Annotated in this window: 15 protein-coding genes; 12 read left to right on the plus strand and 3 right to left on the minus strand. The window is 70.6% G+C overall.

Annotated features, from left to right (window positions below; genetic code table 11):
* The first annotated feature begins 52 nt into the window (after window positions 1–52).
* A complete protein-coding gene (locus tag OCT49_RS14910; RefSeq protein WP_283852363.1) occupies window positions 53–3,235 on the plus strand; it encodes a SulP family inorganic anion transporter in 3,183 nt (1,060 codons plus the stop codon).
* Between the two features lie 346 nt (window positions 3,236–3,581).
* Here the strand turns inward: OCT49_RS14910 and OCT49_RS14915 are convergent, their stop codons facing one another.
* The 3 genes from OCT49_RS14915 to OCT49_RS14925 are packed head-to-tail and all read right to left on the minus strand — an operon-like array spanning window position 3,582 to window position 5,977.
* On the minus strand, window positions 3,582–5,189 hold the full coding sequence (locus OCT49_RS14915; protein WP_283852364.1) for a recombinase family protein: 1,608 nt from the start codon (window positions 5,187–5,189) through the stop codon (window positions 3,582–3,584).
* A 44-nt stretch (window positions 5,190–5,233) separates the two neighbouring features.
* Entirely contained in the window at window positions 5,234–5,560 is a 327-nt protein-coding gene (locus OCT49_RS14920) for a hypothetical protein (protein WP_283852365.1), read from the minus strand.
* A gap of 12 nt (window positions 5,561–5,572) precedes the next feature.
* A complete protein-coding gene (locus OCT49_RS14925; RefSeq protein ID WP_283852366.1) occupies window positions 5,573–5,977 on the minus strand; it encodes a helix-turn-helix domain-containing protein in 405 nt (134 codons plus the stop codon).
* 285 nt (window positions 5,978–6,262) lie between these two features.
* Between OCT49_RS14925 and OCT49_RS14930 the strand changes: the two genes are divergently transcribed.
* The 11 genes from OCT49_RS14930 to OCT49_RS14980 all read left to right on the plus strand — a co-directional run bounded on the left by OCT49_RS14930 (window position 6,263) and on the right by OCT49_RS14980 (window position 13,039).
* Window positions 6,263–6,469 carry a helix-turn-helix domain-containing protein gene (locus tag OCT49_RS14930; RefSeq protein WP_283852367.1) on the plus strand — a complete coding sequence of 69 codons (207 nt, stop codon included), beginning with the start codon at window positions 6,263–6,265 and terminating at the stop codon, window positions 6,467–6,469.
* Complete coding sequence (locus tag OCT49_RS14935) at window positions 6,466–6,672, plus strand: hypothetical protein (RefSeq protein WP_283852368.1); 207 nt, start codon at window positions 6,466–6,468, stop codon at window positions 6,670–6,672. The genes OCT49_RS14930 and OCT49_RS14935 overlap by 4 nt, the downstream gene beginning before the upstream one ends.
* A gap of 63 nt (window positions 6,673–6,735) precedes the next feature.
* Entirely contained in the window at window positions 6,736–7,122 is a 387-nt protein-coding gene (locus tag OCT49_RS14940) for a hypothetical protein (protein WP_283852369.1), read from the plus strand.
* Window positions 7,119–7,496: a hypothetical protein gene (locus OCT49_RS14945; RefSeq protein ID WP_283852370.1), complete on the plus strand. Its 378-nt coding sequence runs from the start codon at window positions 7,119–7,121 to the stop codon at window positions 7,494–7,496. The genes OCT49_RS14940 and OCT49_RS14945 overlap by 4 nt, the downstream gene beginning before the upstream one ends.
* A complete protein-coding gene (locus OCT49_RS14950) occupies window positions 7,493–8,302 on the plus strand; it encodes a Rad52/Rad22 family DNA repair protein (protein WP_283852371.1) in 810 nt (269 codons plus the stop codon). Before OCT49_RS14945 ends, OCT49_RS14950 begins: the two co-directional genes overlap by 4 nt.
* Window positions 8,299–8,901: a hypothetical protein gene (locus OCT49_RS14955; RefSeq protein WP_283852372.1), complete on the plus strand. Its 603-nt coding sequence runs from the start codon at window positions 8,299–8,301 to the stop codon at window positions 8,899–8,901. Before OCT49_RS14950 ends, OCT49_RS14955 begins: the two co-directional genes overlap by 4 nt.
* A gap of 51 nt (window positions 8,902–8,952) precedes the next feature.
* Complete coding sequence (locus OCT49_RS14960) at window positions 8,953–9,342, plus strand: hypothetical protein (RefSeq protein ID WP_283852373.1); 390 nt, start codon at window positions 8,953–8,955, stop codon at window positions 9,340–9,342.
* A complete protein-coding gene (locus OCT49_RS14965; RefSeq protein WP_283852374.1) occupies window positions 9,339–9,797 on the plus strand; it encodes a hypothetical protein in 459 nt (152 codons plus the stop codon). The genes OCT49_RS14960 and OCT49_RS14965 overlap by 4 nt, the downstream gene beginning before the upstream one ends.
* A 116-nt stretch (window positions 9,798–9,913) precedes the next feature.
* Complete coding sequence (locus OCT49_RS14970) at window positions 9,914–10,687, plus strand: phosphoadenosine phosphosulfate reductase (protein WP_283852375.1); 774 nt, start codon at window positions 9,914–9,916, stop codon at window positions 10,685–10,687.
* A 148-nt stretch (window positions 10,688–10,835) separates the two neighbouring features.
* A complete protein-coding gene (locus OCT49_RS14975) occupies window positions 10,836–12,452 on the plus strand; it encodes a DNA cytosine methyltransferase (RefSeq protein ID WP_283852376.1) in 1,617 nt (538 codons plus the stop codon).
* A complete protein-coding gene (locus tag OCT49_RS14980; protein WP_283852377.1) occupies window positions 12,443–13,039 on the plus strand; it encodes a hypothetical protein in 597 nt (198 codons plus the stop codon). The genes OCT49_RS14975 and OCT49_RS14980 overlap by 10 nt, the downstream gene beginning before the upstream one ends.
* Window positions 13,040–13,115: the final 76 nt, after the last annotated feature.

A 13,115-nucleotide genomic window follows, 5' to 3' on the forward strand; every position in this document is an offset into this window, starting at 1 on the left:
CCACGGCCGCGTCCCACATTCCGCGACCGCGCTGCCCGGAGGAGACGGGAACATGTCCGCTTGCGCCCCCATTCGTCATAACCGCACGTCCCGCAGCTCGCGCCCACCGCGCGCCTCGGGAGTCAAGCGACCGCACAGCCCGCCGCGACCGCCTGCCAAAAGGCGGTTCCACATCGCGGGCTCCGATCTGTCCGCCTCGATCACTGTCTTCCTGCTTGCCGTCCCCATGTCGCTCGGCCTCGCCGTCGCCATGGACGCCCCGCTCCAGGCCGGGCTCATCTCCGCCGCCATCGGCGGTATCGTCGCCGGGCTGCTCGGCGGCACCCCTCTCCAGGTCAGCGGCCCGTCCGCCGGACTGACCGTGGTGACAGCCGAGTTGATCCACCTCTACGGCTGGCGCACCACCTGCGCGATCACCATCGGTGCCGGACTGCTGCAGATCCTGCTGGGTTCGATCCGGGCAGCACGCAGCGCCCTCGCCGTCAGCCCCGCCATCGTGCACGGGACCCTCGCCGGAATCGGCGTGGCCATCGCGCTCGCCCAGTTGCACATCGTGCTCGGCGGCTCGCCACAGAGCTCAGCAGTGGCCAATGTGCTTTCCCTGCCGGACCAGTTGAGCCGGTTCTCCCCCGCCGCTCCATTGATCGGCGTCCTGACCATCGCCGTTCTGGTCCTGTGGCCAAGACTTCCGGGACGGGGCGGCCGAGCGGTACGGAGAATCCCGGCCGCCCTCGCCGCCGTGGTGACCGCCACGGCGGTGGCCGCGGTCGCCGCACCCGGCATCGCCCGCGTCGACCTGCCCTCCTGGCGGTCGCACGCCTTCCCGGAGATGCCGCACGGGCCCGTACTGGCCCTGGCCACTGCGGTGTTCACGGTGATGCTGGTGGCCAGCCTGGAGTCGTTGCTCGCCGCGGTCGCCGTGGACAAGCTGTCGGCCGGCCGCGCCGCCGAGCGAACGGCCGCCCGGCCCGATACCAGCTCACCGACGGCGCCCACGCCCACTGCACCTGTGGCTCCGGCGTCGGGCAGGGGTCCGTCGCCCGGCTCGACCGGCCTTCCCGTTCCGCCCCTCAAGCGTTCCGACCTCGACCGCGAACTACGGGCCCAGGGCATCGCCAACGCCCTGTCCGGGCTGGTGGGCGGGCTGGCGGTGTCCGGTGGCGCGGTGCGCAGCTCGGCGAATGTGCGTGCCGGGGCCACGGGACGTGCCTCCACCGTGCTGCACGGGGTCTGGATGCTGCTCGCCACCGTGCTGCTCGTCACCGTGCTGGAGTGGATCCCGCTGGCGGCGCTCGCCGCACTGGTGATGATGGTCGGCATCCAGATGGTGAATTTCGCCCACATCCGCAATGTCCACAAGCACCGCGAGTTCCTGGTGTACGGGGCGACGATCACCGGTGTCCTGCTCTTCGGGGTGCTCAAGGGGGTGGCGATCGGCATCGCTGCGGCCGTGGCCATGGCACTGCACCGGTTGGGCCGGACCCGGATCACGGTGACCGAACAAGGCGGGCAGCATCTGGTCGTCGTGCGGGGGCAGTTGACGTTCCTCGCGGTGCCCCGGCTCAGCCGGACGCTCGGCCAGCTGCCCCAGGGCGGTGACGCCGTCGTCGAGCTGGACGGCTTCTTCATGGACCATGCGGCGTACGAGGCGATCCAGGACTGGAGCAACGCCCAGACCGCCCATGGCGGCAGGGTTGTGTTCACCGGGAGGTCCGGCGGCCGGATCGCCGAGCCGGCCTCGGCGGCGCACTCCTGCTGCCGCCCGTGGACGCCGTGGCGCAACCATCACTGCCACGACGAGCCCACCCGCGTGCCCGCGCTCCGCCATGACACCGGTGCACCCTTCGCCAAAGCCTCCTTCGCCAAGGCTCCTTTCGCCGAGGCCCTCTCCGGCTCGGGTCCCGTCTCCGTCCTCGACATCGGCATCGGCATCGGCACGGCCCCTGCCCACGATGCCGGCACGGGCTGGAGCGCCTCCCCCGGCAATGCGCTCGACAACGCCCCGGGCCCCGTCGAACCCACTGCTCCCACAGGCCCCGTCGAACCCGCCGGTCCCGTCACAGCCGACGCCCCGGCGGGCCACGCCCCGCCCGGCATCAGCAGCCGAACAGCCGGTCTTTCTCCCGGCTCGTCCACCGGCTCACCCATCGTTCCGTCCGCCGCCCCGGTGGCCGCCCCAAGCACCCCACGCATCACCGCACCCAACGCCCCGACCGATGGCGCATCGTCCGCTGGCACCCCGACCGACAGCACATCGCCCCGTGGAGCCTCGACCGGAAACGCCTCGTCCGGTGGTGTCCAGGCCTACGGAGCCCCCATCGGCAGCGTCCCGATCGGCGGCATCCCCACCGGTGGCGTCCCAGCAGGCGGCACGCCACGCAGGACGGGGGGCGACCGGCTGGTCAGCGGTCTGAGTTCGTTCCAGCGCAACACCGCCCCGTTGGTGCGCGGTGAGCTGGCCCGGCTGGCCCTCGAGGGACAGCGCCCGTCCCAGCTCTTCATCACCTGCGCCGATTCCCGGCTGGTCACCAGCATGATCACGGCGAGCGGCCCGGGGGACCTGTTCACCGTGCGGAACATCGGCAATCTGGTGCCCCTGCCGGACACCGAGTCGGGGGACGATTCGGTGGGCGCCGCGATCGAGTACGCGGTGGACGTGCTGAAGGTCGAGTCCATCACCGTCTGCGGGCACTCCGGCTGCGGCGCGATGCAGGCCCTCCTCGGCGGCGAACCGGACCAGGACGCTCCCCCCACCGCGCTGTGGCGGTGGCTGAGACACGGGCTGCCGAGCCTCAACAGAATGACGTCCCGGAATCACGCCTGGGCCCGGATCTCCGGACGGCTTCCGGCCGATGCGCTCGAACAGCTGTGCCTCACCAATGTGGTCCAGCAGCTGGACCATTTGCGGTCCCACGAAGCGGTGGCTCGGCGGCTCGCCGAGGGGACGCTCCAGTTGCACGGGATGTACTTCCATGTGGGCGAGGCGCAGGCGTATCTGCTGACCGAGGAGGCGAGCAGCGGGCTGGCCCTGGACGAGGTCTTCGACCCCGTGGGCCCCGAGGCCACCGACTCCCGCAGACCTGTGTGCTCCACCGCACCCCTCACCCTCCCGCCCCTCACCATCCCACCCATCACCGCCTCGCCCGCCGCCATGTCACCCACCGGCGCATCACCCACCGTTCCGGGTGGTCCTTCCGATACCGGTCCGGGCGCGCCGGAACACACCAAGGCCTGAACCGGTTTCGTCCCCGGTCCGTGAGACCTTGTGGTCCCGCCTCCGCGCGGCTCCGCGTCGTTCTGCCCCGCATGACACCGCAATGCCCGGCTCCGCTCCGCATTGCGCGGTCATGCGCGGCACGGCTCGCACCGCACGCGGATGCGGGACGGTCCCCATACACGAGACACAGGTCTAAACCAATTCCCGGCAGACACTTGTCACCCGGCCCCCGGCCTGATGAGCTATGCCCGGGACACAACGGACACCCTGGGAATGGGAGATGTCGTGAGCAACGAAAGCCTGGCCAACCTGCTCAAGGAGGAAAGGGAAGGACGCTCGTTACCAACATGGTTGTGACCTGCGGTTATGCATTGGCGCGGCGGCCGAGTAGCTGCGGATCACCTTCCCAGACGGCTACCGGGACCGCGTATGCGGGAATCTTCGCCCCGCTCGGCGCGGTCGACTTCGGGTAGATCCACACCCCACGGAGCACGGTCCGCAGCATCGACCGACGCGTCTCGACCGGAGTAATCTCCCACCGGTCGATAAGGCCGCGAACAACGGGCAGGTAGTCGGCCGGATTGACCTCATCCTGATCCGCGCTCTGATCCAATTCGGCCAGCTCAGCCGTTACGCCCTCCTGCTCCTTCACGAGTCGGTCGCGCTCGCGAATGTATGAGTCCTCGGGAATGATGTTGCGGCTGACCAAGCTGGTCTGCCGGTCGATTTCCTCCTGAATTTCCCCGAGTCGGCCATTCAGGCGCTGGCGGGCGGCATTCAGCCGCTCATGGGGACTGGCGACCTCCTCGCCGAGCTGCTGCGGAATCTTCGCCGCCTCGGTCTCAATCTCGTTGGCCCATTGGCGCAGTCGCTTTTTTACGGCGTCCTCGGCAACGCTGCGCAGGATGTACGCCCCGTCGCAGGTGCCGTTGTCCTTCATGGCCGAGCACCGGAACATGTATCCCGGCTTCCTGATCAATACTTTCCCGGCGCCGTAGGTGGCACCGCCGGCGGCTGATGCGGTGCCGCCGCAGCGTATGCAACGCATGAGGCCGGATGTGCTGTAGGCCGGTTGCCGGTTGCCGCTGGGGGTGTTGCGCGCCCTTTCCCGCTTTTCCTTGTACGCCTCCCACACGTCCTCGGGAACAATGGGCTCGTGGTCTCCTGGCACCCAAATTCGGGCGGGGCACTTCTCGCCGCGTGATGCAGTGCTGTCGGGGTCCTTGGGAGGGCAGTCGCAGTCATCGGGGTGGTACCGAATCCAGCCGGCTGCGAAGCCGCTGTCCATGTAGCGGGTGAGCCCCGACTGAAGCCACGGTTTGCCCTTGGTGCCCATGTACCCGCGGGAGCCGAGCCACTGCGTCACCGACCCCATGGACGCCCCGTCGGCCACGCGCTCGTACAGGTCGGTGACAATCCGCCCGGTGTCGTCTGGCTCGTACCACTCGCGGCTGATCGTGCCTGTCGTCTCGTCGATGCGGCGGCGGTGCCAGACGTACCCCCACCGCTTCCCGCCCGTGGCAGGGAGGCCGGCGGCGCGGCGGTGGCCACGGGTCTCCGCCCATGACTGGCCGATGAGGTCGGATTCGTACTCAGCGAATTTCAGGCTGATTCCCTGCTGGAAACGGCCGAAGGGGGTCCGGGTATCGGCCGCCTCGGTCGCCGATTCGAGAGTGCCGCCCGCAGCTTCCAACCGGGCCAGGTTGAGGGCGTTGCCGCGGCGGGACCGACCGAACCGGCTGTATCGCCAGACGGCGATACCGCGGGCCTGCCGTTCTTCGACCCACCGAATTCCTTCGGCGATGCGCCGCTTGAGCAGGCGGCCCGACACGTCGAGGTCTTCGATCCAGTGCACGATTTCCTTGTTGTTGCGCTCGGCCCACGCCGTAATTGCGGTGCGCTGGATTTCGTCGCTGATCTTCTCCTCGTAGTAGGTGCTGACACGGATATATGCCACGAAGGGCTCACGCATGGTGCTGCGTGAGCCCTTCGGGCGGGGGCGGTCGTGTCGTGGGATCACGGGGTCTCCCGGGTAGTGCGTCGCTGGAATGCCACGACGGAGCGTTCGGGCGGCGCGGCTGCAAGTTTGGCGTCGTGCTGGATGACGGCGCGGGCGAGAGCGGCGCTGTCGGCCTGCGCTACCTGCTCGGCGGCGTATTCACGTGCTGCTCGGGTGCCGGTGACTGCCGATGCGGCGGAGCCGGCGGTGGTGACTACGGCCCCGGTTACCACGCATGGGCCCACCATTTCGACTGTGGCGATGCTGGTGAGCAGGATGGTGAGGCCGACAACGAGGAGTCCGGCCGAGTATGAGGCGGTCAGGTAGGTGGTGCGAGCAGACACGAGCAAGCCTTTCTAGGTGGTGCCCCCCTTGGCGTGGAGGGCGCTGAGCAGACTCAGCACCGCGTTTTGGTCGGCCGCATCGGTGGCCCCGAGGGCTTCGAGTGCTTCGTCCTTGGTGATGGTGCGGGGGCGGAATTCGCCTGAAAGCTCCTCGGGGGGCAGGAAGCCGGCCCGTACGAGCAGGGGGAGAACCGGTTCACCGAGCGTCTTTGCCACCGCCAGCAAGGTGCGCGCGTCAGGGCGCCCCTTGCCGCGGAGGAGTCGCGAGACAGTGGCCGGGGGGAGGTCGGCGGCCTCAGCGAGTCTGGCGGGGGTGCCTCTCTCGTCTGGGTCGTATCCGTGGCGGGGAAGTGCCCAGCGCAGCCACTCGTCGACACCAGCGTCGAGTGGGGGTTCGGGGGTGCGAGCCGTGGTCATGGCACCAATGTATCGCGCATGAGCGATTCCTCGATCCCTGCGCACACTTCTTACACATGCGTAGCCCCCCACGCCGGTTCCCCTTGGGCGAGCAGCCACGGTATCGCACACACGAGCGACTAACTATGCGTACGACGCTTTTTGCTCGCTCACAGTCACTATCCCATCACGGCAGACTCAAGTCGAGCTCCACGCTTCCCTCACGAATATTCCACGCACGATCGATACATGCTATGTTTCATGCGTGATCGATCGCCGATCACGCATGAACAATCGAGGTGTGCTGTGGCCTTTGACCCCCGACCGCTCCGGACCGCCGCCGCCGCCTGCGGCGACAACCAGGTCACCCAGATCGCCGCGCGGCTGCGGGCGCCCTACTCCACGGTCCGCCGGTGGACCGGCGGCCAGGGCGAGCCCAACGGCCCCGCGCTCGCCAACATCGAGCGCACCTACGGCGTCACCGCAGCATCGCTGTACCCGGCCGCGGAATGACCGCGCTGCGCCGCCGCCAGGCGATACGAGACGCGGCACGCATCTGGCGTCACGGCCTTGACGCCATGGACCGGATGACCGTCGCCGACGCCGCCCGCGCCTGCCACCAGCCCGGTGGTCCCTCGCTCGCCGACCTGGAGCAACGCATCACCGAGGACCGGGCCGCCCGCAGGAGCCCGGCCGACCGCCGCACTGCCGCCTGAAAACCAAAGGGCCGCCCGGTCGCGACCCGGACGGCCCACCACGACCCGTAGGAGACACGAATCGTGAACACCCCGCAGCCTACCCGCCGCCGATTTCGCGCCGGCCTCGCCATCTACGGCGCCCGCAGCGCACGGCAGCACATCGCCCGCACCGCCGTCATCGCCCGGCAGCTCGAGCTGATCGCCCCCGGCACCACCGACATCTGCATCACGCCGGTCACCGTGGACGACACCCCGCGCACACACGTGCAGCTGCTCGACGCACTCGCCCTGCCCCTGGCCACCGACCGCGAGGCGCACGGCGCCGCCGCCCGACTGCTGCGCCACATGTACCCCCGCGCCGACTGGTCCGCCCCGCAGCGCTACAGCGTCCGGGACGGCCGCCTCACCCCGGACGCGCCGAACGTCCCGGCCGCGCTCGGCATCGACACCGCGGAGGTGGCCCGGTGATCCGCCCGACCCTCACCGCCGCTGGGGACGCCGTACGTCTCCCGGTTCGTGACGCCCTGCTCGCGCCGCTGCTCGACGAGTTGGCGACCGCGTACGTCGCGGACCCGACGACGATCAGCACGCTGCTGCGGGTGCACGCCGAGTCGGTGCGCCGCCTGGACCACGCCGTTGCCGACGACTCGATGCCCGACTACGAGCGGGCAATGCGCGCGGCCGGGGCCGACGCCACCCGCGAACTGCTGCTGGACGAGTTGCCCGCCGAGTGCGTGCTCGACCCGCGCCTGACGCCGGACGTCGCAATCACTCTCGCCGGCCGGATCACCCGCCTTGCCGGGCACATCCGCCACACCACCCCGAAAGGCCCTCACTCGTGACCGCCCTCCCCGCCGCCCGTTCCGGGCCCGCCGACCTCACCCCCGCGCAGGTGAAAACCCTGCTCGCCCAGATCAACCCCACCCGCGTCCAGACCCTCAACGGACAGTCGCACGTGGAGGCGTGGGACATCCGCCGTTGGCTGAACCGCGTGTTCGGGTTCGGTGGGTGGAGCGACGAAACGCTTGAACTCGCCTGCGTCGCACAGACCGAGATCAAGCCGGGACGGTGGACCGTCGTCTACCGCGCACAGGTCCGACTCACCATCTGCACCCCTGACGGCCGTCACCTGTCGTCGTGGGACGACGCTGCGGCCGGGGCCGCGCAGAATCAGCCGCGGCTCGGCGACGCACACGACATGGCGATGAAGACCGCCCTGTCGCAGGCTCTCAAGCGGTGCGCGACCAACCTCGGCGACCAGTTCGGGTTGTCCCTCTACAACGACGGTTCGCGCCGTGCGGTCATCATGTGGTCGGCCGTGCACACCCCGGCGAAGGACCCGGAGACGGCTGCCGCGCAGGACGAACCGGTGAAGCCGGAGACTGCGCCCGAGCCTGCCGCCCCGGTCCCTACGCCGAGCACGGCCGCATCTGGCACGACGGCCGTCGCTGCGACGGATCGTGCCACGGCTTCCCCTGCCCCTGACAACGCCGCCGAGCAGCGGTTGCGCCGCGCCGCGGCGGCGGCCGGGCTGGGAGCGCTCGACGCCGAGTTCGAGCGCGTACACGGCATGCCGATCGGGCAGGCCCCGGTCGCCGTGCTCGACCGGTTCCGGCAGCAGATCGAGGCCGCCGGGGGTGCCCGATGACCGAGCAGCCCACGGCCCCGGCCGCCGCCACGGTGCGCGAGGCCGTCACGAAGCAAGCTGTGCTCGGTGCGCTGCTCACCGAGGTCAAGCGGGCGTACGCCGATGCGCGGGACACCGCCGAGCAGCTGCTCGGCGAGCAGTACCAGGCGACCGGTGCCACGCAGGTGGATGCGCTGCTGCCGGACGGCACGAAGGTCGGCAGTATCACCCGGGCCCCGGGCGAGACCGTCGCGCAGGTCGTCGACACCGAGGCGTTCAGGACGTGGGTCCGGGACACCTACCCCGCCGAGCACGTCGTGCGGACCATCCCCATGCAGGTCGTCGCGGAGGTCAGGCCGTCGTTCGCGGCGCTGCTGCTCGCGGCGATGACCGCGGCCGGCCGCGCGCAGTACACCGACCCGGCCACCGGCGAGATTCACGACGTGCCTGGCGTCTCCATCACCCCGGCCGGGGCCGCGTCCACCCGGATCACGTACCGGCGGAAGTCGAAGACGTCGCCGCGCACGGGCGCCGAGCTGATCGCGGACGCGTGGCGGACGACCGACCTCGCCACCCGCGTGCTGCCCGCCCTCGCCCCAAACCGCCCCGCCGCCGAGTAGCCCCGTGGGGCCCGCTCCGCGCGGGCGGGCCCCGGGAAGGACCACCACCCCATGAGCATCACCCTGATGACCGCCGACGAGCGGGCCGTACTCGCCGAACTTCTCGGCACCACCACCCCGGCCGCCATGCTGGCCGTTGCCGACGCCGTGGCTGCTGCCGCAGGTGTTCACCGTTCCGGGTACAGCGGCGCCGCCGTCGGCCGTCTCCTCGCCGCCGACATGCTCGCCCTGGCCGCCCGGCTGGTCGCCGTCGAGCAGCTGCTCGACACCACCCGTCGCACCCTCTCCTCCGTCATCTGCGCGGCCAACGACGGCTACGACTACGACATGTCCGACCTGTTGTGGGAGCTGGAGCGGGCTGGGGCCGGTCTCACCGCCGAGGACCTGAACGACGCGGAGGCCGCCGCCGAGGTTGAGGCCCGAGCGGAGTCGCTGCGATGACCGTGCTCACCCCTGCCACCCGTAACCGCATGATCGCCCTGCTGGAGAGCGGCGCCACCAACCGCGCCATCGCCACCGAGCTGAGGCTCGACAAGAGCACCCCGGCCCGGTACCGGCGCATGCTCGGCATCGCCCCGGCCACCCCGCTGCCCCCCGCGCACCGCACCACGGCCACCCTGGAAGAGGTCTGGCAGGCCAACGTCCGCCCGCTCGCCAACGGCCACATGGAATGGACCGGGAACCTGAACAACGCAGGCGTCCCCACGATCAGCTACCGCGCCCGCCAGCTGTCCGCCCGCGCCGTGGCCTTCCAGCTGCGCACCGGCCGCGCACCGGTCGGCTACGTCAAGGCGGAGTGCGACGTGCCCGGGTGCGTTGCCCCCCGGTGCGTCGATGACCGGCCCGGCCGCGCTCGCACGGCCGAACTGCTCGCCGACCTGAACGGCTGCCGGTGACCGCCGCCGCCCGGCTCGACCGGGCCCGCCGCCACCTGGACACCCCGCCGGCTGATCCGGTTGCCGGGCAACTCCCCATGCCCGAGCCCATCCGATCCATCAGCTATGGCGGAGGGGTGCAGTCCACTGCGCTACTCGTGCTGGCCGCACAGCGCCGTATCGACTTCCCTCTCTTCCTCATGGCGAACGTCGGAGACGACTCGGAGAACCCCGGGACGCTCCGGTATGTCGAGGAGTACGCCCGGCCGTACGCCGCCGAGCACGGCATTGAGCTGGTCGTGCTGGACCGCGTGAAGCGGGACGGCACTACGGAAACGCTGCTCGGCCGCCTCACCCGTGAAGGGTCGCGGTCCCTCCCGATCCCGGTCCGCATGTCCAACGGAGCGCCTGGCACCCGCAGATGCACCGCCGATTTCAAGATCAAGGTGACCGCGAAGGAGCTGAAGCGGCGCGGCGCGACTGCGGCGGCCCCGGCGACGATCGGGATCGGAATCAGCGTGGACGAGATTCACCGGGCGAACAACCGGCGCACCGAGCCTCACGAGCTGATCACGTACCCGCTGCTTGACCTCGGGCTCCGTCGAACCGACTGCGTGCGGATCATCAGCGAGGCCGGCCTTCCCGTCCCGCCGAAGAGCAGCTGTTACTTCTGCCCGTTCCACCGGCCCGAGACGTGGCACGACATGCGCCGCAACGAGCCGGACCTGTTCGAGAAGTCGTGCCAGCTCGAAGAACTCCTCAACGAGCGGCGCGACGAACTCGGCAAGGACCACGTCTACCTGACCCGGTTCGGCCGCCCGCTCCGTGAGGCGATCCCGGACGGCGTGGACCTGCTCCCGATGTTCGACGAGGCCGACGGCCTGTGTGACTCCGGGTGGTGCATGACATGACCGCTACCGACCGGCCGCCGCGCCCGTGCCAGCACGGCAACCCGCAGTGCGGTGCGCTCCCGACCCGGCCGTACATCTGCGGGCCGCGGTGCGAGGAGCACCAGCCGGCCCTCACGCGCCCCTTCTACACCCGAACGGAGAACTGACCATGGCCTACCGCCACGACAACGACGCCATCACGGTCATGGACTGGTTCGCGGGTGCGGGCGGGTCGTCGCAGGGGATGCACGCGGTGCCCGGTGTGCGGGTCGAGCGGGCCGCGAACCACTGGGACTTGGCGCTGGACAGCCACGAAGCGAACTTCCCCGGCGCTTCGCACTACCGCGGCGACATTCGGAAGGCGCCCGTCTGGAGCTGGCCGGTCACTGACCTGTTCTGGGCGTCGCCGGAGTGCACCAACTGGTCCATCGCCAAGGGCCGCAAGCGCAGTTTCGAGCACGCGGTGCAGGGTGATCTGCTCGACCTGTACGCCGAGCTGGAGGCCGAGCAGTACGCGGATGCCGACCTGGCCGACCCGCAGGAGTCCGCCGAGGAAGAGTCCCGCGCGCTGATGGAGGAAGTGCCGCTCTACCTGCGCGGGGTGATCGAGCGCGGCGGACTCGTCAAGGCCGGAATCGTCGAGAACGTCACCGACGTCCGGGCGTGGGCCGAGTGGGATCGGTGGATCGGCGAGATTCACAAACTGGGGTACGAGACCCGCTTGATCGCGCTCAACTCGATGCACGCCGACCCGCGCAGCGTGCACGGCGCTCCGCAGTCCCGCGACCGGCTGTACGTCGGCTACTGGCACAAGAGCCTCGGCCGCCGCCCGGACTGGGACAAGTGGCTGCGGCCCCGGGCCTGGTGCCCCACGTGCGGGGTGCAGGTCCGTGCCGTGCAGTCGTTCAAGCCCGGCCGAGACATGGGCCGATACCGGCAGCAATACGTCTACCGGTGCCCGAACGGCAGCTGCGGCATGCAGGTCGTCGAGCCCGAGGCTCTGCCCGCCGCGGTGGCGATCGACTGGAGCATTCCGGGGCGACGGATCGGCGACCGGGCCCGGCCGCTCGCGGCCAAGACCCTGGCCCGGATCGAAGCCGGCCTGGCCCGGTTCTCCCAGCCGGTGCCCATGCTGGTCCCGTCCGGCGGGACGTGGCGGAACGACGCTGTGTCCGTGGCCGACCCGATGCCCGCGCGCACGACCCGTGAGAACGACGCGCTGATGGTGCCGCCGCTGATGGTGCCGGTCGAAGGGCGGGACGGGAAGGACGCCGCATCGGCGCTAGGCCCGCTGCGCACCATGACAACCCGGAACGAGACCGGTCTCGCCTGGCTCCCGTTTATCGCGGAGCTGCGCGGCGGGAACTCGACGGCCCGTGCGGTGTCCGAGTCCCTGGCTACGGTCACTGCGTCCGGCAACCACCACGGCCTGTGTCTCCCCCGGGGTGCGTCCGAGCACATGCTCGTCCCCTACTACGGCAACGGCACCGCCCGGCAGGTAAGCGACCCCATCGGCGCGCTCACGACACGGGACCGGTACGCCCTGGTCCGTGGCAGCGTCGACATCGACGACGTGCTGTTCCGGATGCTGGAGCCCGGGGAAATCGGCCGGGCCATGAGTTTCGCCGACGACTACGTGGTGCTGGGCAACAAGCGGCAGCGGGTCCGCCAGTACGGCAACGCCGTCACTCCGAACGCGGCCGAAGTGCTGGTGTGCGCTCTCGTCGAAGCCATCACGGGCGAGGAGATCGAGCGGCACGCCCACAAGGGGGCACCGTGCCTGTGACGCTGCTGCCGCCGATCACGTACGGCATCGGCCGCACCGACGCCGAACCGCTCGACACCGCGCCGCGGTTCGTGCGCACCGGCGGGATGTCCCGGTGGCACCGGCCCCGGTCCGGCGTCCGCACGGCCGACGACCGCACTGTGTACTCGGTGTGGTGCGGGCCGCAGGTCGGCGGACTCCACCGGGCCCGGCCGCTGCTCACCACCGAGACCGTGACGGACGGATTGCCGGTCTGCGCGACGTGCGATGGGCGGGCGGTCGGGGCCGGGCAGGAGGAGAACGGCCCGGCTGGCCGACGGCTGGTGTTCGGGCCGCGGTCGCTCACCCCGCCCCGGTGGTGCCCCGGTTCCCGGCGGGGACTGTACGAGCCGCTGCCCGGCGGGACCACCGGCCGGTGTCTCGCCTGCTCGGACTCGCACCCGATCCGGGCCATGGGCGGCCCGTACGCGGGACGAGTCGCGATCGTCCAGCACCCGCCCGGCCCCGCCCTGTTCGAGCCGTGCCCGTTCCACCGGTGGCGTCACCCCGCCGTGGCCGATGGCCGCCTCGTGTGCGTCTGCGGACGCCCCCTCACCTCCCCGCAGTAACCCCAGCACGCCCCGGGGCGAGACCGGCCGACAGCCTCTCGCCCCGGGTGCCCCACCCGCAGGAGCACCAGTGACT

Source organism: Streptomyces sp. ML-6 (assembly GCF_030116705.1).
GTDB lineage: Bacteria > Actinomycetota > Actinomycetes > Streptomycetales > Streptomycetaceae > Streptomyces.